Annotated in this window: 22 protein-coding genes; 2 read left to right on the top strand and 20 right to left on the bottom strand. The window is 38.4% G+C overall.

Features of this window, described 5'->3' with window-relative positions; genetic code table 11:
* Nucleotides 1-12: 12 nt before the first annotated feature.
* The 10 genes from ACPC58_RS06165 to ACPC58_RS06120 all read right to left on the bottom strand — a co-directional run bounded on the left by ACPC58_RS06165 (nt 13) and on the right by ACPC58_RS06120 (nt 8,137).
* On the bottom strand, nt 13-366 hold the full coding sequence (locus ACPC58_RS06165) for an arsenate reductase family protein (protein WP_434065541.1): 354 nt from the start codon (nt 364-366) through the stop codon (nt 13-15).
* Nucleotides 363-860 carry a methylated-DNA--[protein]-cysteine S-methyltransferase gene (locus tag ACPC58_RS06160; protein WP_434065547.1) on the bottom strand — a complete coding sequence of 166 codons (498 nt, stop codon included), beginning with the start codon at nt 858-860 and terminating at the stop codon, nt 363-365. The genes ACPC58_RS06165 and ACPC58_RS06160 overlap by 4 nt, the downstream gene beginning before the upstream one ends.
* Nucleotides 857-2,035, bottom strand: a complete 1,179-nt coding sequence (locus ACPC58_RS06155; RefSeq protein WP_217373940.1) for a phosphoglycerate dehydrogenase — start codon at nt 2,033-2,035, stop codon at nt 857-859. The genes ACPC58_RS06160 and ACPC58_RS06155 overlap by 4 nt, the downstream gene beginning before the upstream one ends.
* A gap of 53 nt (nt 2,036-2,088) precedes the next feature.
* A complete protein-coding gene (locus ACPC58_RS06150) occupies nt 2,089-2,646 on the bottom strand; it encodes a GNAT family N-acetyltransferase (RefSeq protein ID WP_434065540.1) in 558 nt (185 codons plus the stop codon).
* Nucleotides 2,646-3,737, bottom strand: coding sequence for a 3-phosphoserine/phosphohydroxythreonine transaminase (gene serC / locus ACPC58_RS06145; protein WP_217373942.1), 1,092 nt, complete (start codon nt 3,735-3,737; stop codon nt 2,646-2,648). The genes ACPC58_RS06150 and serC overlap by 1 nt, the downstream gene beginning before the upstream one ends.
* A 262-nt stretch (nt 3,738-3,999) precedes the next feature.
* A complete protein-coding gene (locus tag ACPC58_RS06140) occupies nt 4,000-4,758 on the bottom strand; it encodes an amino acid ABC transporter ATP-binding protein (RefSeq protein ID WP_274504044.1) in 759 nt (252 codons plus the stop codon).
* An 8-nt stretch (nt 4,759-4,766) separates the two neighbouring features.
* Nucleotides 4,767-5,447 carry an amino acid ABC transporter permease gene (locus tag ACPC58_RS06135; RefSeq protein WP_217373944.1) on the bottom strand — a complete coding sequence of 227 codons (681 nt, stop codon included), beginning with the start codon at nt 5,445-5,447 and terminating at the stop codon, nt 4,767-4,769.
* 12 nt (nt 5,448-5,459) lie between these two features.
* Nucleotides 5,460-6,149 (bottom strand): amino acid ABC transporter permease, encoded by a 690-nt coding sequence (locus ACPC58_RS06130; protein ID WP_217373945.1) that lies wholly within the window; start codon nt 6,147-6,149, stop codon nt 5,460-5,462.
* A gap of 72 nt (nt 6,150-6,221) precedes the next feature.
* Nucleotides 6,222-7,103 (bottom strand): transporter substrate-binding domain-containing protein, encoded by an 882-nt coding sequence (locus tag ACPC58_RS06125; RefSeq protein WP_130554494.1) that lies wholly within the window; start codon nt 7,101-7,103, stop codon nt 6,222-6,224.
* Between the two features lie 26 nt (nt 7,104-7,129).
* A complete protein-coding gene (locus ACPC58_RS06120) occupies nt 7,130-8,137 on the bottom strand; it encodes a uroporphyrinogen decarboxylase family protein (RefSeq protein ID WP_434065539.1) in 1,008 nt (335 codons plus the stop codon).
* 372 nt (nt 8,138-8,509) lie between these two features.
* On the opposite strand from ACPC58_RS06120, the gene ACPC58_RS06115 reads away from it, so the two are divergent.
* Nucleotides 8,510-9,412: a LysR family transcriptional regulator gene (locus ACPC58_RS06115; RefSeq protein WP_217373947.1), complete on the top strand. Its 903-nt coding sequence runs from the start codon at nt 8,510-8,512 to the stop codon at nt 9,410-9,412.
* A 193-nt stretch (nt 9,413-9,605) separates the two neighbouring features.
* On the opposite strand, the gene rsmI is transcribed toward ACPC58_RS06115, so the two are convergent.
* Genes rsmI through tmk form a run of 4 tightly spaced genes read right to left on the bottom strand, consistent with a single transcriptional unit; the run spans nt 9,606 to nt 12,328 of the window.
* Nucleotides 9,606-10,469, bottom strand: coding sequence for a 16S rRNA (cytidine(1402)-2'-O)-methyltransferase (rsmI, locus tag ACPC58_RS06110; RefSeq protein WP_130554492.1), 864 nt, complete (start codon nt 10,467-10,469; stop codon nt 9,606-9,608).
* Nucleotide 10,470: 1 nt separating this feature from the next.
* A complete protein-coding gene (yabA, locus tag ACPC58_RS06105) occupies nt 10,471-10,788 on the bottom strand; it encodes a DNA replication initiation control protein YabA (RefSeq protein WP_024391897.1) in 318 nt (105 codons plus the stop codon).
* Between the two features lie 23 nt (nt 10,789-10,811).
* Nucleotides 10,812-11,693 (bottom strand): DNA polymerase III subunit delta', encoded by an 882-nt coding sequence (locus ACPC58_RS06100; RefSeq protein ID WP_274504071.1) that lies wholly within the window; start codon nt 11,691-11,693, stop codon nt 10,812-10,814.
* Entirely contained in the window at nt 11,690-12,328 is a 639-nt protein-coding gene (gene tmk, locus ACPC58_RS06095) for a dTMP kinase (protein ID WP_434065538.1), read from the bottom strand. The genes ACPC58_RS06100 and tmk overlap by 4 nt, the downstream gene beginning before the upstream one ends.
* A gap of 142 nt (nt 12,329-12,470) precedes the next feature.
* Between tmk and ACPC58_RS06090 the strand changes: the two genes are divergently transcribed.
* Nucleotides 12,471-13,337, top strand: a complete 867-nt coding sequence (locus tag ACPC58_RS06090; RefSeq protein WP_434065537.1) for a YitT family protein — start codon at nt 12,471-12,473, stop codon at nt 13,335-13,337.
* A 677-nt stretch (nt 13,338-14,014) separates the two neighbouring features.
* On the opposite strand, the gene ACPC58_RS06085 is transcribed toward ACPC58_RS06090, so the two are convergent.
* The 6 genes from ACPC58_RS06085 to argJ all read right to left on the bottom strand — a co-directional run bounded on the left by ACPC58_RS06085 (nt 14,015) and on the right by argJ (nt 20,071).
* Complete coding sequence (locus tag ACPC58_RS06085) at nt 14,015-15,286, bottom strand: toxic anion resistance protein (protein WP_434065536.1); 1,272 nt, start codon at nt 15,284-15,286, stop codon at nt 14,015-14,017.
* A gap of 5 nt (nt 15,287-15,291) precedes the next feature.
* A complete protein-coding gene (locus ACPC58_RS06080) occupies nt 15,292-16,119 on the bottom strand; it encodes a hypothetical protein (RefSeq protein WP_434065535.1) in 828 nt (275 codons plus the stop codon).
* A gap of 94 nt (nt 16,120-16,213) precedes the next feature.
* Nucleotides 16,214-16,870: a CBS domain-containing protein gene (locus ACPC58_RS06075; RefSeq protein ID WP_217373954.1), complete on the bottom strand. Its 657-nt coding sequence runs from the start codon at nt 16,868-16,870 to the stop codon at nt 16,214-16,216.
* A gap of 121 nt (nt 16,871-16,991) precedes the next feature.
* Nucleotides 16,992-18,119 carry an acetylornithine transaminase gene (locus tag ACPC58_RS06070; protein ID WP_277837058.1) on the bottom strand — a complete coding sequence of 376 codons (1,128 nt, stop codon included), beginning with the start codon at nt 18,117-18,119 and terminating at the stop codon, nt 16,992-16,994.
* Between the two features lie 8 nt (nt 18,120-18,127).
* Nucleotides 18,128-18,862 (bottom strand): acetylglutamate kinase, encoded by a 735-nt coding sequence (gene argB / locus ACPC58_RS06065; protein WP_289648654.1) that lies wholly within the window; start codon nt 18,860-18,862, stop codon nt 18,128-18,130.
* A 15-nt stretch (nt 18,863-18,877) separates the two neighbouring features.
* Nucleotides 18,878-20,071, bottom strand: coding sequence for a bifunctional glutamate N-acetyltransferase/amino-acid acetyltransferase ArgJ (gene argJ, locus ACPC58_RS06060; RefSeq protein WP_434065534.1), 1,194 nt, complete (start codon nt 20,069-20,071; stop codon nt 18,878-18,880).
* Nucleotides 20,072-20,075: the final 4 nt, after the last annotated feature.

The raw sequence follows: 20,075 nt of genomic DNA, 5'->3' as shown, positions 1-20,075 counted from the left end.
AATCTCGATCTTTCAAAGGTCGAGATTTTCATATTTGGTTCGGTAACCAATCTGTAGAATTTTACCGTCTTTGATCAACAAAGGGCGTTTGATAAGCATACCATCATTTGCTAATAAACCAAGTGCATCTTCTAAAGTCAGACTGTCAAATTTATCCTTCAAACCTAACTCGCGATAGCTATTTCCGGAGGTATTGAAGTATTTTTTCAATTCAAATCCTGTCGCCTCCATCCAGTCTTTCAATTGACTTGCACTTGGTGGGGTCGTTTTGATATCAATCGATTCGAATTCCACACCTAATTTGATTAACTCAGCCTTAGCTGCACGACAAGTAGAACATTTTGGGTATTCATAAAATAAAATCATTTCTTAACCTCAAATCCTGGAATTTCATGTTGCAAGAGCCAGATTTTCCTGTCCAGACCGCCAGCATAACCTGTCAATTTTCCATCCCCACTCAATACTCTATGGCATGGAATAATAATGGATAGGGGATTACGACCAACCGTGCCACCAATCGCCTGACCTGATTGAATACCAAGTTCCTTGGCAATTTGCCCATAAGTAGTCGTTTGACCTGCAGGAATTTCTTGCAATATCTTCCAAACTTTTAACTGAAATGCTGTCCCTTTTAGATCAAGTGGCAAGGGACTAAAATCTGGATTTTCCCCAGAAAAATAGCTTGTTAACAAGTCAGATGCTTGCTCTAAGACATGATGAGAAGTGACTGATACCTCTTCCGTCACTCCTTTTTCATAATACTTCTGTCCCTCAAACCATGCGCCTATCAAGCCTTTATCACTAGCAATAAGGGAAATTGAGCCTAAGGGACTCTTATAGATTTGCTTATATAGCATTATTTATGTTTAATTACACGCACTTTTATAATCGCATCTGTCGCCTTGAATTTTTCGACCAATTTAGCAATTTTAGTTTCATCAGATTCATCTAAATCCAACAATGTATAGGCGTAATCACCTTTAGATCGGTTAATGATGTTATCGATGTTAATCCCCAATTCAGATACAGCCGATGTAATACTTGCAACAATATTTGGCACATTTTTATTGATCAAGGTAATACGGTACGGTGCATCCAAGAACTGTTTCACATTCGGGAAGTTAACTGAATTAATGATTTCACCAGTTTCCATAAAACGACGAATGGTCTGACCAGCAGCAATAGCACAATTCAGTTCAGCCTCTTCTGTTGATCCACCAACGTGTGGAAAGACGATAATGTTTTCTTTGTTGAGAAGCTCCTCGGTACCGAAGTCGGTAATATACTTCTTAATCACTCCTGCTTCAATTGCCTCGAAAAGGTCTGCATTGACAACCAATTCGCCACGAGCAAAATTAATGAGGGTTGTTCCTTTTTTCATCTGTCCAAAACTATCTGAATTGAAAAGTCCGCGAGTCTTATCTGTCAATGGTACATGAACAGTAATGTAATCGGCGTTGGTGAAAATTTCCTTTAAATCATCCACACGTTTGACATGGCTTGAAATCGTCCAAGCTGTTTCAACAGACACATAGGGATCATAACCAAGAACATTCATTCCCAAACGACGTGCATCATTAGCAATACGGGCACCAATTGCACCCAAGCCGATGACACCCAAGGTTTTTCCTGAAATCTCTGTTCCTGCAAATTGTTTCTTACCTGCTTCAACTTGCTTTGGCACATCGTCTCCTGAAAGGGTGTTAGCCCATGCAGTCGCACCGATATAGTCACGAGCTGACAAGAGAATGGAAGCAATAACTGCTTCTTTGACCGCATTAGCATTGGCTCCTGGAGTGTTGAAAACCACAATTCCCTTCTCAGTTGCTTCTTCAATTGGAATATTGTTTGTTCCAGCACCTGCACGAGCAATCGCTTTAAGGTTTTCAGGAAAATCAAATCCATGCAAGTTTTCAGAACGAATAATAAAGGCATCAGGATTGTTTGCATGATCTCCATCAATCTGAAATTTATTGCCCAATTCTTTCAGGCCAACTTGGTTGATATTATTAAAAGTACGTACGCTAAATATCATTTGTTTTTACCTAAAAAGGCGGAATAGCTACCGCCTTTTCTTTCTATATTTCATTAATTTTTTCCAAGTAACCAACGGTCGTCTTCATCAATCTCTTGATAAAGACTCCGTTCGTTCTTGTGTTTGATTTTTTGATAGGCTAACCGTTCTCCATCTATTGGAACCTTTCCACAATAGACATAGCCCAGTTTTTGTAATATATGTTGCATTACCTTATTTTGCTCATGAGTATCACAGCGGAAATCTGGTCCTTTTTTCCCCTCAATTAAGCCTTGCAAAAAAGTTTGAATAACTCCCTGACCACGAAACTCATTCGAAGTTGCTACTCTATGGAAAGTGGTATAGACAGGATTGTTATAGTGCCATTTTCCATCGTAAATTGCCTCATACTCTTCTTCCTGGCCACGGTTAACCGCTGCATAAACAGCCACTTTTCCGTCCACTAAACCAACATACCCACGTCCGGAAAGGATATCGTCAAAGACATTGTCTTTATTGGGATACTCTCCCTGCCATTGATGAATACCAGAAGATGCTAGAAAAGCCCTAGCTTCTTCAAGAACATTGACAATAGCCTTTATCTCGTTTGGATGCGCTAATCTAATTTCCACTAAGCATTCTCCGCAGCAAATTTCTTCATGAATTCGATTAAATCAACCACTCCTTGACGTGGGAAGGCATTGTATAATGATGCCCGCATTCCGCCAACTGAACGGTGACCTTTGATATTCTTAAATCCAGCTGCAGTTGCTTCTTTGACAAATTTTGCATCCAATTCTTCACTTGGTGAAACAAAAGGAATATTGGCTACTGATCGCTCTTCTTTTTTGCGAACAGGATTTCTGTAGAAATCAGACTGGTCGATATAGTCATAAAGCAAACCAGATTTTTCACGGTTGATTTTTTCCATCTCATCAACACCACCAATTTCTTTCACCCAATCAAAGACGAGTTTAGAAATATAGATAGAGTATGCTGGCGGAGTATTATATAGAGACTCATTTTCAGCTTGAATACGGTAGTCCAACATGCTTGAAAGCATTGGCTGATCATTGAGGAAATCCTCACGAACAATCACCACAGTCACACCTGCAGGGCCAATATTCTTTTGGGCCCCAGCATAAATCATGGCAAAATCTTCAACATTATAGCGAGCTGCTAAAATATTTGAAGACATGTCAGCAATCACTGGCACACCATTGGTGTCAGGAATATCATATACTGCTGTTCCTTCAATAGTGTTATTAGTTGTCAAATGCACATAGGCTGCACTTGGATCAATATCATTTTTATCGAAAGTTGGCAATTCTGCATAGGTAATATCTTCAGTTGAACCAAGCAAAATTGGTTCAAAGGCAATAGTTTTAGACAACTTCACTGCCTCTGTATACGCTTTTTTTCCCCATGAACCACCTGCAAGATAGTAAGCTTTTTTGCCTTGAGCGAAGTTGAGCGGAATCATTGTGAATTCTAATGATGCTCCCCCTTGCAAGAAAATAACTTTATAGTTATCAGGAATCGCCATCAATTCACGAAGTGTTGCCTCAGCACTCTTTATAATATTATCAAAGTCCTTGGAGCGATGCGACATCTCCAAAACACTCATTCCCGAACCATTGTAGTCCAAGAATTCAGCTTGGGCGCGTTCAAGTACTGGTTTTGGCAATACTGCAGGACCTGCAGAAAAGTTGTAGATTGTCATAAAATCCCTCCAATATGTTAGTCTGTTGATTATATCACAAATATTCAGACAATCCAATAAAATGTTTTAATTTCATAAAAAATATTCGGTTTTAGGCCTGATATACTTATAAAACTAGACTATTTATCCCGATTTAGATGTTTTTTCTTTTATATTCTCCCACATAGTTCATAAAAATGCAAATTTATACACCATACATTAACAAACAATGAGAAAACACAATTTTTCAGGATGAAAAAAATGACTAGCACTGCTAATCATTTTAGATGACTGGGTCAATATTTAATTCTGGTATGATTCTTGTTAAAAATTGCTTGGTACGTTCTTCTTTCGGTCGAGCGAAAAACTGTTTGGGCTCGCCCTCTTCGATAATATGGCCTCCTTCCATAAAGATGACGTGATTGGCGACATCTCTAGCAAAACTCATTTCATGCGTAACCACTACCATCGTAATCCCTTCCTGTGCCAATTCTTTCATGACCGACAAGACGTCACCAATTAACTCTGGGTCTAAAGCAGAAGTTGGCTCATCAAACAGGATGACATGTGGTTTTACCGCAATAGCACGCGCAATGCCTATCCGTTGCTGCTGCCCACCTGAAAGCTGACTCGGATAGGCATCTCGTTTGTCCGATAAACCAACTTTCGCTAGGGCTTTTTCCGCAATTTCTAAGGCTTCAGCTTTTGGAATTTTCCTTGCAATCACTAATCCTTCTAAGATATTTTCAATAGCTGTTTTATTGGCAAACAGATTATAATTTTGAAAAACAAAGGCTGTTTTTTGACGAATTTCTAATACTTCTTTTCGGCTGATTTTGGCCAAATCATAGTTTTTTCCATCCAGAGTCAATTGCCCTGCGTCAGGCTTCTCCAAGTAGTTAAGCGTCCTCAAAAAGGTAGTCTTTCCAGAACCAGATGGACCGAGAATGACAACGACATCTCCCTGATCAACCCTTAAACTAACACCATCCAAAACCTTTTTATCACCAAAGGATTTCTCAATATTTTTAACTTCTAACATAAATTCTCCTATACAAGTTTTACATAATTTTCAAGTTTGTTAAATAGAAATTGAATGAGGCCACAAATGAGAATATACATTAAGAAAATGACAAGATACGATTCAAAATATTGATAACCATAAGCTGCCTCTACTTTTGCGATAGCTGTAATATCTTTTACCGTCATGACAAAAACCAATGACGTTCCTTTCACAAGATTGATGACTAAATTACATAAATTGGGAAGGGCTGAGCGTAAAGCTTGAGGAAAAATAATCCGAATGTAGGCTTGACTGTTTGTTAATCCAATGGCTTGAGCAGCCTCTAATTGACCTTTATCAACTGTTAGAATGGCTGAGCGAATTATTTCTGATAGGCTTCCAATGGTCATCAGACTAAATATGACAAACGCATATGCTATAGGAGGAATATTAAATACATTAATCCCAGTTCCCTTGAAAAGATTGTTCAATAAACTTGGAAAAAGACTGTAAAAAAATAATATCAATAATATTTGTGGTGTTGAGCGAATAAATGCAAGATAAATAATTGAAAAACTAGTTACCCCTTTAACCTTATAGTGACGTCCCAAAGCTAAAAAAAGAGCCGGAAAGAAACTAAGTATAATGGAAACAAGCATGATTCCCAGAGTGACTGGAACACCTGCAAGCGTCTTCAAAAACGTAGAAATGATGTATTGAATATCCATATTTAACTCCTTCTATCTACCTGTTTCCAAAGCATTTTCAAGGAATTGATTACCGAGTGCTAAAAGTAATGCTAAAGTCCAATATACCACGGCTACTGCTGTGTAGGTTTCTAGGGAATAGTTTCCTAAATTTCGTCCAATCAAGAGATTTCCTGCCCCCATGATATCTGCCAATCCAATTGTATAGGCTAAAGCTGTATCTTTTAATAAATTCAAAATCGCATTACTGATATTGGGAAGAGCAAAACGGAAAGCTTGTGGCAGTAAAATTCTCTGAAAAGTTTGAAATTCTGTCAGACCGATACTTAAACCTGCTTCCATCTGTCCATTCGGTACAGCTAGGTATGCTGATTTAAATACTTCCGAGATTGTGGCAGCATATAAGAGTGTCATAGCAGTTATGACAAAAACTGCACGTGACCATCCGTTCACATCTAAACCTAACCACCATTCTAAGAACTCTGGTAAACCATAAAATACCATGAATAGTAATACAATGGGTGGTGTACATCTCAATACAAAAACATAGCCTTTGGAGATGGAGACAATCACCTCATCTCCATATAACTGTCCCCATGCTAAAAGTGCACCCAGTAAACTTCCAATCACAATTGTTACGATTAATATCCATAGTGTTAATGGAAGTGCATAAAGAATTTCAGGCAGAAATTTAAAAACATAAGATAAGTCATACGAAACCATAAACACCTCCAAAATTGTAACAAAAAGGAAAGATCTCAGTAGACTATCTGAGCTTTCCCTCAGTTATTTATATTACTTCGTTACGTATGAGAAGACATCCTCTCCAAAATACTCAGTTGACAATTTCGAAATTGTTCCATCTTCTTTCAATTCTTGAATCGCCTCATCATAAGCTTTAGCGAATTCCTCGTTTGTAGACGACTTGTGAATGAGTGGGTAGGTTTCAATTCCCTTATACGGGAACCATGTAAGCTTGTCTGCATATTGATGGTAAGCCCCGTCTTCATTTGTCACTGCCTTTTCAAACGAAAGTTTGATATCAAAAAATGCATCATAGCGTCCTTCCAATACCCAGGCATATGCATCCGCAACCTTAAAACTTTCAGCTTCTTCCAACTTGATTGGAGTTGATGAATCCTTATTATATTCTTGAATAACATTGTATTGGGCATTCTGCGGTGAAATTGGAACTAATTTTCCACCTGCTGCTGCAAAAGAGTCAATGTCTGTGTACTTAGAACTATCTTCTTTACGAATTGTGAATCCAATAATACTTGCTCCAATTGCATTTTCAGGAATGATGAATTTTTCAGCACGTTCAGCAGTATACCACGCCCCCTTTGTACCAATATCATACTTACCTGATTCAAGACCAATTAACAGATCTTCATCACTCGTTCCAACGTACTCAAATTGATAGGCATCCAGTTTCTCATCTATTGCTTTTAGTACTGCAACTTCAAATCCATCACTTTCACCTTTTTCATTAATAAAATCATATGGAGCATAACTCTGTGTATGTGCTACTTTTAATGTAATGACTTCATTACTTGTGCTACTAGATGTTGTATTCGATGCACTTTCGGACTTACCTATTAATTGTCTACCTATGATTGTTGCTGCAATTACTGCAAAAGCCACACCACCTGTAATTACCCATTTTTTCTTTGTCATATTGTTCTCTCCTTCATACACTATCGTTATGCTTGAGCTACCGCTTCACGCACCCATTCAATTCTCTCTGAGCTAATATCACTTGGAATGGTACAATCTGCTCCAATTATGATACCCTGTTTCCCATTCTCCGCTATTAATCGCTTGGCTTCTGCCTGAATCTCCTCTTTACTTCCTGTATAGAGTAAGCTATTTTTTGTATTTTCAAAGCCACCTAAAACGGTTTTCCCACTGAATAATTTTTTCCCATCTTTCAGTGAAATTCCTTCTGGTTTTACCGCCCAGTTCACCACCTGTACTGGATAATCAGTAAAGACCGTCACGTCATTTCTTGCCCCCTCATACCCACAAATATGAAGAATATTATTTCCACCAACACTACCTGCCGCCTCAAGTACAATTAAATCACTTTCAGAAACATAGCTGATGTAATCTTGACTTTCAATAGTCTCTGATTGAATATTTTGTGCACTGTAGTAAATACCATCTGCACCCGCTTCGGTTATAACTTTTTTCGCCAGAGTTGCAATGTCATGTGCAATCACTTTCAGTACTTCTCTTAATGTCTCAGGATCCTCTTTCAAAAAAGAAGCTACTTGCTCATCACCAGCGTCAGTTTTATTGGAAACTTGCCACTTCAAATGAGTTAATGGTGCAAAAATATTATAAACAGAAACAATATCCTCTGTAAAATTTGATCGTACCTGCTTCACCAATTCCACTTGCTGATCGAACCACGGATGATTCTCTCCAATTGATTCAATCGTCGCTAATTCTTTGATGGAAGTAATTCCTTCTTTTATTAATGGATTTGGATAAGAAAAGAAACCATCGCTCATAATCTTTACAAAATCAGGATTGATATCCTCCACAAATTTTTTATGTCCAGCAACATTTTTTGAAAAAATTTCTGGTTGATTAAAACCGTTTAGCAATTCATCTTCCTCTGCAAAGTGATACCAAAATCCAACAGGTACTCGGTCAACCTCGTCACCTTTAAACGCTTTTAAAACTAATTCTCGCTTATTTGTCATTGTATTTTCTCCTTTCGATTTGACATGTTCTTATCTTACCATCACAATTTATACTTGCAAAATCTATATTTTTTATCGTTAGCTATAAGAAAAATTTATTATAAAAGCCAACTATCCATTGCTATAGTTTTTAATAATATCGTTCGACATAATACCGTCATTTTCGATAAATTTTATCTATTTTAGAACGATTTACATGACCATTATTCGAGAAAATGTATTTTTGAGATAAAAAATGTTGTATTTTCATAGGTTTTCTTTTTACCCATAGATAAAGACTATCGCTTCATAGTTTATTTGTATTGGAGTTTTACCGAAAATTCAGGGTTAGTTTTGCTATAATAACACTAGAAATGGTAAAGGAGGTGCTACATGAATTTACAACAATGTCGGTATGTTGAAGCAGTGGCACAAGCAGGTTCTTTTAGCCAAGCAGCAAAAGAACTGTTTGTGACTCAACCAAATCTGTCAAGCTCTATCAAAGTTTTAGAGAGTCAACTTGGGGTTCAACTATTTTTGAGGTCCAATAAAGGAGTTCGCCTCACTGAGGAGGGACATGATTTTCTAAAGTATGCTAAAAGGATTCTAGGTGAGCTCAGCCTACTTGAACACCGCTATAATAGTACTTTTAAGAAGAGTTTTACCGTTGCATCTCATCATTATGATTTTTTATCCATCCCCTTGGCCAGAATGGCAGAGCAGTATAAAGAGGACTATCAAGATTTTCAATTAATTGAAACTACTACAAAACGTGTCATAGAGAGTGTTGCAAATTTCGAATCAGATGTAGGAATTATCTTTATCAATCAAGAGAATAAAGATATCCTAGAGCGGTCCATCCAAAATCAAGATTTAGAATTTACTTCATTAGGAGATTTTCCTACACGTGTGTTTTTAGGGAAACAGCACCCGCTAGCTCAACTATCTGAAATATCTGAGGAAGATTTAGTTGGCTATCAGCAAGTACGATTCCGACAGGATAAATCGGGCATCACTTTTGATGAGGATCCTCTTGAAATCCATAAAAATCAAACAATCATTTATAGTAATGACAGAGGTACTGTAATGAATCTACTATGTGCAAGCAATGCCTATGCCTCAGGTCTCGGAATTGTAAATAGTTTTATCAAGGAACAAATTGTCCTCATTCCTTTAAAGAATAGTCCAACCCATACTTTGGGTTACGTGACAAATAAAAAGAAGAATATCACAGATATTACTTCCTCTTTTATTGATGAAATTAAGCTGAGTTTGACACCACATACAACTGCATAAACAGCCTAGAATTCATTTTAAAAATGGTTTTTAGGCTGTTTTTTATGCTTAAAAAACGCATTGTTGAATGAAGAGCTTTCAGACAAGGAAATGAGATACAGCTTACTAGAATGTTCTAGGTTGAAATATGACAAGCTGAAAGTGACGACGTATCAAAGCGAATTCAAATATCAATACAATAAAAAACTAGGCATCAGCCTAGTCCATGATAGATATCGTATACTTCTTGTTTTTTTAGTTGGTAACGTTTGGCTACTTCTTTGATGGCCTGATTGGGTTTCCGACCTCCTGCAATTTCCTTTTCTATCTCAGCTTTTAAATCCACTTCTTCAGCTGATGGGCGGTCTTCTTCACCAGCTCCTGCTACAATTATCATGCATTCTCCCTTAAGCGGGTTTTCTTCAAGATACGCGAGGAGTTCTGAGATTGAACCTCTTTGGTATTCTTCAAACAGCTTGGTTAACTCCCGAACAATCGTAGCCTGACGATCACCATAAACCGACAACATATTTTCCAAGGTATCAGCCACACGGTAAGGCGATTCATAGAAAATCTGAGTCTCTGGATAGGCTCTTTTTTCTTGAAAAAATTCCTTTTGTTGTCCTGCTTTCCTCGGTAAAAAACCATAGAAAATATGTGGTTGTGGGGCTAATCCAGATGCGATGAGAGCTGTAATCCCTGCAGAAGCACCTGGTAGGGAAATTACAGGAATATTTTCTTCAATTGCTGCACGCACTAAATCGTGACCAGGATCTGATATGGAAGGCAAGCCAGCGTCAGATACTTGAGCAATTGATTGACCAGATTTGAGCCAATCGAGCAAGACAGGAATTTTATCATGAGCATTGTGTTCATGAAAGGAGGTCTGCTTGGTATCAATCTCAAAATGTTTGAGAAGTAAACCTGTGTTCCTGGTATCTTCCGACGCAATGACATCAACTTCTTTCAAGGTCTGAATGGCTCTAAAGGTCATATCCTGCAAGTTTCCAATCGGAGTGGGGACCAGATAGAGGCTCCCGAAGGGCGACTGTCCCTTAAATGATTTTTGTAGTTTCATTCTAATCTCGATTCAATAATTCAATACAGAACATACATGGCTCATCATTATCTCTACGTTTGCCGTATTCATACGTACAGATATGGAAACCATCCTCATAGATATTCTCCAAATTCTCCTTACCAAAGTTTGAAGGCTTGTGTCCTATCTTATCTTCTTTCTCCAAACGCTCACGCAACTTAGAATTTTCCAAGCGTAATCGTGTATTTTCATCAATAACACTTTGAAGATGTTTTTTAATGGCGTCCACATCAGCCAAGGTTGTCAATAAATTTTGTGAAAAATCATCAAGTGCATCAAATAGTTCTTTTTTATCCATTCCTGTCCTTTCACTGATTCGCTTTACATGGTAAGGTATTCTAAACAGTTTTGCAGACTGACATTTGCCTGCCACATTTTCTTGGCTTTCAGGACTGCGTCCATTTTTTCACGAGCTATCATCTCTGTTAATCTTTCTGCAAGTAACAAGCTCAACACATCAAACAAGCGCCCCTGCTCTGCTTTTTCCACCGCTAAAGAAACCAGCACTCCTACTTGTAAATAAGCGCGGTTAGAATCAGTTAAAAGCAATTCTGTAAACTTTTTCGCTTGATCCAGCAAGTCAATAAACGATTTGTTTGTAGCCAGCCTTTTCGCCTCCTCTTGACTAGAAACCAGTCGTGCGATAAGACTCGCTTGTGTTTTCAATAAGCCTTCTTCCTCTAGAATTCTCTCTAAATATGGAAGATTTTGGGGAAATGAGATAATTTGGGTACGACTCTTTATGGTTGGTAGAACAGCTTCTTCTTGATTGGTCAAAAGAAAAATATGGATCGTCGACTGAGGCTCTTCAATAACTTTGAGCAGAGAATTAGCGGCATTCACATGCATTTTCTCAGCATCACGTATGATAAATACTTGCTGGCTAGATTCAAAACCAGACTGAGAGAAGTTCTTGACCAACTCCCGTATCGTATCTGTTTTAATGAAATTACCTTGAGGCGCCACAATGGTCACATCCGAAAAATCATTTGATTCAATCAACCGACAAGAGCGACACTTTCCACAAGGAAGGACACCAACTTTTTCTTGGCAAAATAAAGCTTGACTTAGAAAAAGGGCCATTTCAAAGCTCGCAAAATCACCTGAAAATAGATAAGCATGTGCCAAACGACCTTGTTCTAGAATCGTGACAAATTGCTGATAAACTAGTGGTTGAAGATCTTTTAGTTCCTGAATATTCATACTCTTTCCGAAAACCGTTTCTTAATGACCGCCAGAGCATCCGCAACGACTGCTTCCAACGGTTGACTGGCATCAATTTTTACAAATCGCTCAGGTTCTTGTTCCAATAAGCTGAGATAGCCTTGACGTACTCGACGATGCATATCTGCCTTTTCCATATCTAAGCGGTCCACATCACGATCCGCATTGAGGGCAATTCGTGCCAATCCTTCTTCTGTATCAATATCAAAATAAAGGGTCAAATCAGGTTTTAATCCCTCAGTGGCAAATTGATTGAGCCAGTTGATATCAGCCACATTGAGACCACGACCAAAACCTTGATATGCAATTGAAGAATCAATAAAACGGTCAATCAATAGTAATTTTCCTTGAGCCAATGGTGGCAATATCTTCTCTTTTAAATGCTGACGTCGAGCTGCAATAAACAATAACAGCTCCGTTTTGTCATCCATTTCGGTATTTGAAGGATTGAGAATTATATTACGAATCTCCTCTGCAATGGCTACACCTCCTGGCTCTCTCGTTGTCACCACTTCAGGTCCCAGCTCTTGTAAATCTGGTAATAATTCACGTAATACCGTAGTCTTACCAGCTCCATCCGGACCTTCAAATGTAATAAACATTCCTTGTTTCACTGTCTCTACCTTTCGATTTGCTCATTCATGGTTCTTTTTATTTTACCAAAATCTAGCCAAAAAAGCACTTGAAAATTGACTTGTATTTCTTCACCAAATACCGTACAATGTCAATATAGATTTCTAAGGAGAGGGAAAAAGTATGCTACGTTTCAGAAATATTCTGTTGATTGTATTCGGTGCTGGTTTATTTGCCTTTGGTTTGAACTATCTGATCATGCCTAACCATTTATTTGAAGGCGGTGCGACAGGATTAAGTTTGATTGTTTACTATCTTTTTAAGGTACAGCCTTGGGTAATGAACATTGTCATCAATATACCCTTATTCATCATTGGTTGGAAAATTCTGGGACGAAAAACATTCTATCTGAGCATTCTTGGAACCCTTAGTGTAACCGTTTGGTTAGCCTTATTTGAAAAGGTTCCATTTGCAATTGATTTACACGAAGACCTAATCCTTGTAAGCATCCTTGGGGGGTTGCTCATTGGAATTGGTCTGGGCATTATTTTCCGCTCTGGTGGGACAACTGGTGGTAGTGATATTGTTGCACGTATTGGTCACAAATACCTCCCCTATTCTATTGGCCAAATTATTTTCGCAATTGATACCATTGTGTTAACACTGATTGTCCTTATTTTCCAAGATATTCGTCTGGTATTATACACACTTATGATGGTTGGTATCGCTTCTAAAATGATAGATATGGTAGCAGATGGTGGATATGGTAGCAAGGGTGTTATGATTGTTTCTGAGAAATCAGAAGAGCTTGCGCAAGCGATTGACCAAAAAATCGAACGTGGTATCACCTTCATAAAGGCGCAAGGCTTTTATAGCAAAACCAATATCAATATGATTTATTCTGTAATCTATAAAAGTCAGTTACAAGAAATGAAAGAGCTGATTCATCAAATAGATCCGCATGCCTTTATCACCATTACTGACGCACATGAGGTACTTGGCGAAGGGTTTACTTTAGATAAGAATAGACAACCTCTGCAACGTGATTAATAAAACAACATAAGTTAAAAATTGTTAGTAAAAAAAACACATGAAATCAATGCTTGTAGCAACAAAGATTTCATGTGTTTTTTACTAACTTTATGCTAAGACTTTTCTATAAAATAAATATACTGTGGCTCTTCCTAACCACCGAGCGATAGGGTAATAAGTGCAATATTCATTTTAATCAATCCTTACTTACTTCTTTTTTCAGATATTTTAGTGACGATTAAGAAAAAGATATGAGATATAATTACAATGTAAGACAGAGGTCTCAAATATTCTTTATCGTGAGATAGGTATGAGTCAATGGACAAGATAATCGCTAAAAAAGAGCAACTGATAGCTAGACAAATATTGAAGAAATCAGATTTCATACGAAAATACGATATCCTTCTTGTAATTAGTCAATTATAAAAAATGATGGATTATTAAATGTAATGTAAGTGAATTCTGAATGCAACTTTATAAATTTATAATAGCAAGTATATATAACTAAGCCAATCAAAAAGAGGTAACTTTTGTAAACATTTGGGCACAATATCATTCTTTCCAGCCATTTTACTACAAATAAAAACACACGGCACTACATTCGGTATAATGTGGTACTATGTGTTTTATATTCTCTAGGCTAACTTCAAATTGTTAATTAGAAGTTGAGTCATCACACAAACGATATTTGGTTCTTATTGTGGGTTTTCCAGTGGTTGCTCTGCCTCTGTTTGTGCTTCTTTTCCTTGGTCTAACAAGGCTGCAATAATTTTTTGGTCGCGTAATTTCACTGAGTCATTGATGGTCTCAGCAGAACGTACGATAGCTGCCTCCAACTCACGACGTTTCTGACGTCCTTCATCAATAGCTGCGATGATACCATTATTTTGGGCAACCAAACTTTCTGCTAATTTGGTAACTGATGCTACTGAAAGGGTCGGATTTTGGGCTATACGTTCCATCATTGGAATAGCTTCTTTTGATGTATCCGCTAGCATTTGAAGTGCCGCATTATTAGCATTGACAATCGCATCTGCCGTTTGACTTGACTTGATAGATTGTTGCATGATACCCAACTGTGCGATGGACAGTTTCATTGTAGGAATGGTATTGCGACGCAACATTCCTAAGCGCTGTTTCATATCTGACGATACTTTTACTAGGTTGCGCATTTGGGGAGTCGTTGTCCAAGCAACATACAAACGGCTCATATATTCAGAATGCTGCTGTTCAAGGATATTTGCCACTTCGGTCACGCGCGCCAATTTCTCAGAAGCAACTTGATACTCAACAGTAGTCGGTGCTAGGTTCGCAATCTGTTCTTGTGCTTGTTTCGCTCGTTCAGCCGCTTCCTGACCAGTCGCTTCAATAAAGGCGATAACTCCGACTAAATTCTCTATCGACTTGGTATTATTTTCAATCAAAAGCTCAGCAGAGACAATATTACGTGCCAACACTTCTTCCTGCTTGACCACACTGGCTGCCATGCTATCCATTTTCTTTTCAATTGTCTGAGAATCAAAGTAGAATTCCTGTAAATCATTCTTGGCTTGTTTGAACAAGCGTTGGAAGAAACCAGGTTTCTTTTCCAATTCCACCGAAGTGGAAATATCTTTATATTTCGCTACAAATCCATTCAATTCACGATTGGTATTGGCCAACAGTTCATCTACCTGTGGAATTTCAATCTTCTTTTGTTCTGACAAAATGTGATTGACCGTAGCATTGACTTCTTCTACTGCTTCCTTACCAAAATCCAAGAGCGCATTTTGATTAGCCAAGAAATTATCAACCAACTGAGGTGCTTTTGCACGAATACCCGTCTGTTGCTCTGGCGTTAATTGAGCCAAAAACGATACTTTTTGACTATCTCCTGCAGGCGTAGCTTGGATGATTTCTGTCGTCTTATCTTTTACATTCAAACTATTGCTTGCAATCTGATCAATATCAAAATTAAATCCTGACATCTTCTTTACTCCCCTTCCCTTTTCATCATACGTAGACTGACTTCAAAGTCTTTCATATCAGCTTCATTAAATTGCTTAATGGTATTGTCCAAATCCTTATCGAAACTTTCCATGGCCAATTTTGCCTGTGCCAAGCGTTCTTCAGCGTTGAAAAAATCCTTTGGAGATCGTTTTATTTTCACATATCCTTGTAGAATATCGTTAAACCGTTGCATATTGGCCTCATGAATAGCTGTCAACTCTTCCTTTTTATCGCTTGTATTTTCTAGCTTTTCAAGAATAACAAGATTGTCTCTTTGGATATTGCAATAGGTTTCTAAAATCTCTGGCGCAATTTCTGAAATCATTGCTTTTTCATCCATTACCTTACCACCACTAGGTGAAACCTGTTCACTCGTTTCTTTTTCTACCTTAGTTTCTGGTAATTTCAACTGGTATTTCAGTTGCAAGGTGTCAACAGCTTCTTTGCTTGCATAAGCGTCAAGGTATTTTCCAACCTTTTGATACAGTTGATCCAGTTCGAACAATTGACCTAGCAGGCGTTTACGCAACTGCAGGACTGACTGATTCTCTCCCTTTTCTGCTAACAACTCTTGGTGTTTTTCATAGCCAGAACGAATTGAAAATATCAAGGTTTGTATTCGTTTTATTTGGTCACTATTCAAGAATCTGTGGATGTCATCTCGTTTATACACATAGCCAATCAAGAGTCCTAGTGGCAGTAATATATACCAAAAACTCATGATAAAACTGATAGCAAGTAACACCAATAATATTGTAATGCCCGAATTTTTCTTCCCATGTCTATGGTAATTTCTATATTTGTTCCCCATAGAGCCTCCTCATACATGATATACACTATTATATCACATTCCTCTAAAATACTAGAAAAATACAAAAAGAAAAAGCCAAGAAAAATCTTGACCTTTAGATATTTTTTGCGGCTGTTGGGACGAGGCTGTCAACTTCAATTCCTGCATCTTCAAAGAGTGACCGAACTTCTTCTAGATCAACCTTCCCTTCAATTTGTACTTCGATGACTACTTTTCCTGATTTAGTAGCAATTTGTACAGTTGAGACGATATTATATTCTTTGTCCGAAACCAGACGAATAATTTTTTCCAATTCCCCAGCTTTATTGTCGACGATGAAACGAGCACGAACTCCTTCTTCACCGTAACCAGAGACTTGTAAAAATGCAGCAAATATATCGCGATCGGTAATCACACCATATAATTGCTCATTGTCAACGACAGGAAGAATACCCACTTTATTTTTGTACATCAAATAGGTAGCATCTTCAAGACTGGCATAAGCTGAAACAGTGATCACATCCTTGATCATGACATCCTTGACCTTGGTTTTATTGAGTAGATAGTTCATCTCATAGATAGATAAACTAGTAGCTTTAGAAGGACTTGCCTCTGCAATAGTTCCCTCAGTCACCAAGCCGACCAATTTATCATTTTCAATGACAGGCAGACGGTGCAAATCCTGTTCACGCATGAGATCAGCAGCATGAGCAATCGTTGTATCTGGAGAAATGTAAACAACCTTTCGAGTCATAAAATCTTTAACAGACATGAGATACCTCCTTAGTTTCCTATGGATTCATTATAACACAAAAGCGAAAACGATTTCAATGTTTTGTAAAAATAATTGAAAATACTTCGTGTTTTCTTTTCTCATTCTTCCAGACAATTTTTTAAGATAAACACTCGGCTAAAATAGAAACGGCCCTTTCTATCTCCTCTTCTGTAATGGTTAATGGGGGTAAGAGACGAATCACATCACTTCCAGCCGTCAAGACGATTAGACCATTCTTACGTGCCTGTGTGACTATTGTGCCCAAATCACCAGTAACTTGGATTCCCAGCATCAAACCAAGCCCGCGGATGGCTACTACTGTTGGTAAGTTACCAAGCTGTTTTGTCAATTGATCTTGTAAGTAGCTAGCCTTAACATGAACTTTGGCAAGAAAATCTTCGGTCAGGATTTCCAACACTGCCTTACTACTGGATAGTACTAGTTTATTGCCCCCAAAAGTCGTACCATGACTACCGTAGGTAAAGGCCGTACCTAGAGCTGACTTTCCAAGCATGGCTCCAACGGGTAGACCATTGGCCAAGCCTTTGGCCAAGGTAACAATATCTGGTGAAATACCGTATTGCTGATATGCAAAAAGCGATCCAGTTCGCCCAATTCCTGTTTGTACTTCATCGACAATAAGGAGGAGGCCTTGCTCTTTACAATAGTGGGCTAATTCCGCAACAAAATCCTTCTCAGCCGGAATGACTCCTCCCTCACCTTGAACCAATTCTAACATAACAGCTGCAGTGTTTTCGGTGACCAATTGTTTTACAGACTCTAGATCATTGTAAATCGCATAGTGAAATCCTTCAACAAGTGGTCCAAAACCAAGTTGTATTTTTTCTTGCCCTGTAGCTGACATCGCACCAAAGGTTCTTCCATGGAAGGATTGTTTAAAAGTAATAATGTCCGATTTACCTGAGAATTTACGAGCTAATTTTATGGCAGCTTCATTGCTCTCTGCTCCACTATTGCAGAAAAATGCCAAATAATCTTCATCCCCAATCAATAAGTCTGCGACTTGTTCTTGGAGACTATTTTGATAGAGATTTGGACTATGCCAAATGGCTTCCAATTGCTCCGAGACTGCTTGCTTGACTTGCTTATGGAAACCTAAATTTGTGACCCCAATTCCAGAAGAGAAGTCCAGATAGAAATTTCCTTCCTTATCCACCAAGTAATTGTCAGCTGCTTTGATAAATTCAATGGATTCACGTTTATAATTTTGAAATAGTTTTGTCATAGAACCTCCTAAGCTAGACAAATCAAGGTGCCCCTGCTCAGATTGTCACTGATGAGTACTGTCTCAACCCCCGCTTGAACCGTTTGACTGGCTCCTTTTATTTTTGGAATCATTCCACCAGTAATAATCCCCGATTGGATTTTTTCTTCAATTTGAGTAGTATTTAAAGTTGGAAGGATTGCACCATCTTCTTTCACACCAGGTACATCTGTCATTAATATCAATCGTTCTGCTTTTAAGGCAACCGCTATTGCTGTGGCTACGTAGTCTGCATTGATATTTAACAATTGTTCATCACAAACACCCATTGAGCCAATCACTGGTATCATACCTTCTGACATAATCGCTTCTAATGGCTGTGTATGGACCTTTTTAATCTGACCCACAAAGCCATACTTTTCTTGATTCAAATAATCAGCCTCGATTATTTTTCCAAGACTTGATTTGATTTGAATACTATCGCATCCTGCATTGTTTAAGCTACTGGTGATGCTTGGGCCAACGATTTGAAATTGGCTATATTCTACTAATTTCATCACATCTTTGCTCGTCACACGTAGACCATCAATCTTCTCGACTGAGAGATGTTGCTCTGCCATTAATTTATCAATCGCAAAGCCACCACCGTGCACAACAACAATCTGTTTACCTTCTTTGTGCCACTGTTTGATTTGCTTCACGCAACTCTGAGATAGTTGTTGACTGGCCAATCCACCAATTTTTATAACGATACTGTTTTTCATATTACACCTCACTAATTAGGTCCGATACAAAGCATTAATTTTTACATAGTCATAGGATAAATCGCATCCCCAAGCACGTCCGCTGGCCGATCCCATCTTTAGATGAACTTGGATGTCAATAGTGTTTCCTTTGAGAACCTCTTGCATTTGCTGGCTATCAAACGACAAAGGACTTGAGTCTACCATGACTGGAATACCACATAGCTCAATATCAATTGCGGTAGGATCAATCTCAACACCTGCATAACCAATTGCAGCAATAATTCTACCCCAGTTTGCATCCTCACCAAATATGGCTGTTTTGACTAAACTTGAGCCTACTATACTCTTAGCCACCATCCGTGCAGCAAGTGGAGTCGTGGCTCCAGTCACATCTACTTGAATTAATTTGGTTGCTCCCTCGCCATCTTTGGCAATCATTTTAGCTAATTCTGTCATCACAAGATGCAACATGGAAACAAACTGCGCATACTCTTGTGAGCCTTCCTGAATTTCTGCGGACGTAGCACAACCATTCGCAAGGACCAAGACCATGTCATTGGTAGAAGTATCCCCGTCCACTGTAATCTGGTTAAAACTCGTTTCGACCTCTTCACTCAGAGCTTTTTGCAGAAGCGAACTTGAAATAGATGCATCGCAAGTAATGAAGGCTAACATGGTTGCCATATTGGGGTGAATCATACCTGATCCCTTGGCAACACCAGACATGGTCACCGTAGAACCAAAAATCTCTTCTTGAACTGTGATGGTTTTGGTTCCAGTATCTGTCGTTAAAATAGCTTGAGCAAACTGTTCCGCATGACCATCTAGGTCTAGCTGCTTTAAACCTGATGCAACAGTCTGGCGAGGTAAAAATTCCCCAATCACACCAGTTGAAGCAATCCCAACTAAATCCTTCTCAATCCCCAGTTGGTTTGCACTTGCTTCTTGCATAAACAAGGCATCTTCAAAGCCTTTTTGACCAGTACAGGAGTTTGCAACACCAGAGTTTACTACAATTGCTTGCATCTGTTGCTTAGTCGCTATTGATTGTTTGGTAACAAGTAGCGGGGCTGCTATAACTTTATTGGTTGTATAAACACCTGCAACGCTGGCAGGAACTTTGGAAACAATCCAGCCAAAATCTAGTTTTTCTTTCTTAAAACCTGCGTGGACTCCATCAGCTGTAAAACCTTTGGGACTCGCAATCGTGCCATCAATAATCTTCATTTTC

This window comes from Streptococcus sp. VTCC 12905, from assembly GCF_049893385.1.
Classification (GTDB): domain Bacteria; phylum Bacillota; class Bacilli; order Lactobacillales; family Streptococcaceae; genus Streptococcus; species Streptococcus suis_AA.
Note: the sequence above shows the minus strand (reverse complement) of the source record. Positions and strands in the feature narration are given on the sequence as shown.

Coding starts and splice junctions, on each gene's coding strand:
- ACPC58_RS06070 (WP_277837058.1), bottom strand. CDS start 18,119: ATGACAAAACTATTTCAAAATTATAAACGTGAATCCATTGAATTTATC.
- ACPC58_RS06155 (WP_217373940.1), bottom strand. CDS start 2,035: ATGATATTTAGCGTACGTACTTTTAATAATATCAACCAAGTTGGCCTG.
- ACPC58_RS06080 (WP_434065535.1), bottom strand. CDS start 16,119: ATGGGGAACAAATATAGAAATTACCATAGACATGGGAAGAAAAATTCG.
- ACPC58_RS06140 (WP_274504044.1), bottom strand. CDS start 4,758: ATGTTAGAAGTTAAAAATATTGAGAAATCCTTTGGTGATAAAAAGGTT.
- ACPC58_RS06125 (WP_130554494.1), bottom strand. CDS start 7,103: ATGACAAAGAAAAAATGGGTAATTACAGGTGGTGTGGCTTTTGCAGTA.
- ACPC58_RS06165 (WP_434065541.1), bottom strand. CDS start 366: ATGATTTTATTTTATGAATACCCAAAATGTTCTACTTGTCGTGCAGCT.
- serC (WP_217373942.1), bottom strand. CDS start 3,737: ATGACAATCTACAACTTTTCTGCAGGTCCTGCAGTATTGCCAAAACCA.
- ACPC58_RS06085 (WP_434065536.1), bottom strand. CDS start 15,286: ATGTCAGGATTTAATTTTGATATTGATCAGATTGCAAGCAATAGTTTG.
- ACPC58_RS06115 (WP_217373947.1), top strand. CDS start 8,510: ATGAATTTACAACAATGTCGGTATGTTGAAGCAGTGGCACAAGCAGGT.
- argJ (WP_434065534.1), bottom strand. CDS start 20,071: ATGAAGATTATTGATGGCACGATTGCGAGTCCCAAAGGTTTTACAGCT.
- rsmI (WP_130554492.1), bottom strand. CDS start 10,469: ATGAAACTACAAAAATCATTTAAGGGACAGTCGCCCTTCGGGAGCCTC.
- yabA (WP_024391897.1), bottom strand. CDS start 10,788: ATGGATAAAAAAGAACTATTTGATGCACTTGATGATTTTTCACAAAAT.
- argB (WP_289648654.1), bottom strand. CDS start 18,862: ATGAAAAACAGTATCGTTATAAAAATTGGTGGATTGGCCAGTCAACAA.
- ACPC58_RS06120 (WP_434065539.1), bottom strand. CDS start 8,137: ATGACAAATAAGCGAGAATTAGTTTTAAAAGCGTTTAAAGGTGACGAG.
- ACPC58_RS06130 (WP_217373945.1), bottom strand. CDS start 6,149: ATGGTTTCGTATGACTTATCTTATGTTTTTAAATTTCTGCCTGAAATT.
- ACPC58_RS06100 (WP_274504071.1), bottom strand. CDS start 11,693: ATGAATATTCAGGAACTAAAAGATCTTCAACCACTAGTTTATCAGCAA.
- ACPC58_RS06075 (WP_217373954.1), bottom strand. CDS start 16,870: ATGTCTGTTAAAGATTTTATGACTCGAAAGGTTGTTTACATTTCTCCA.
- ACPC58_RS06135 (WP_217373944.1), bottom strand. CDS start 5,447: ATGGATATTCAATACATCATTTCTACGTTTTTGAAGACGCTTGCAGGT.
- ACPC58_RS06090 (WP_434065537.1), top strand. CDS start 12,471: ATGCTACGTTTCAGAAATATTCTGTTGATTGTATTCGGTGCTGGTTTA.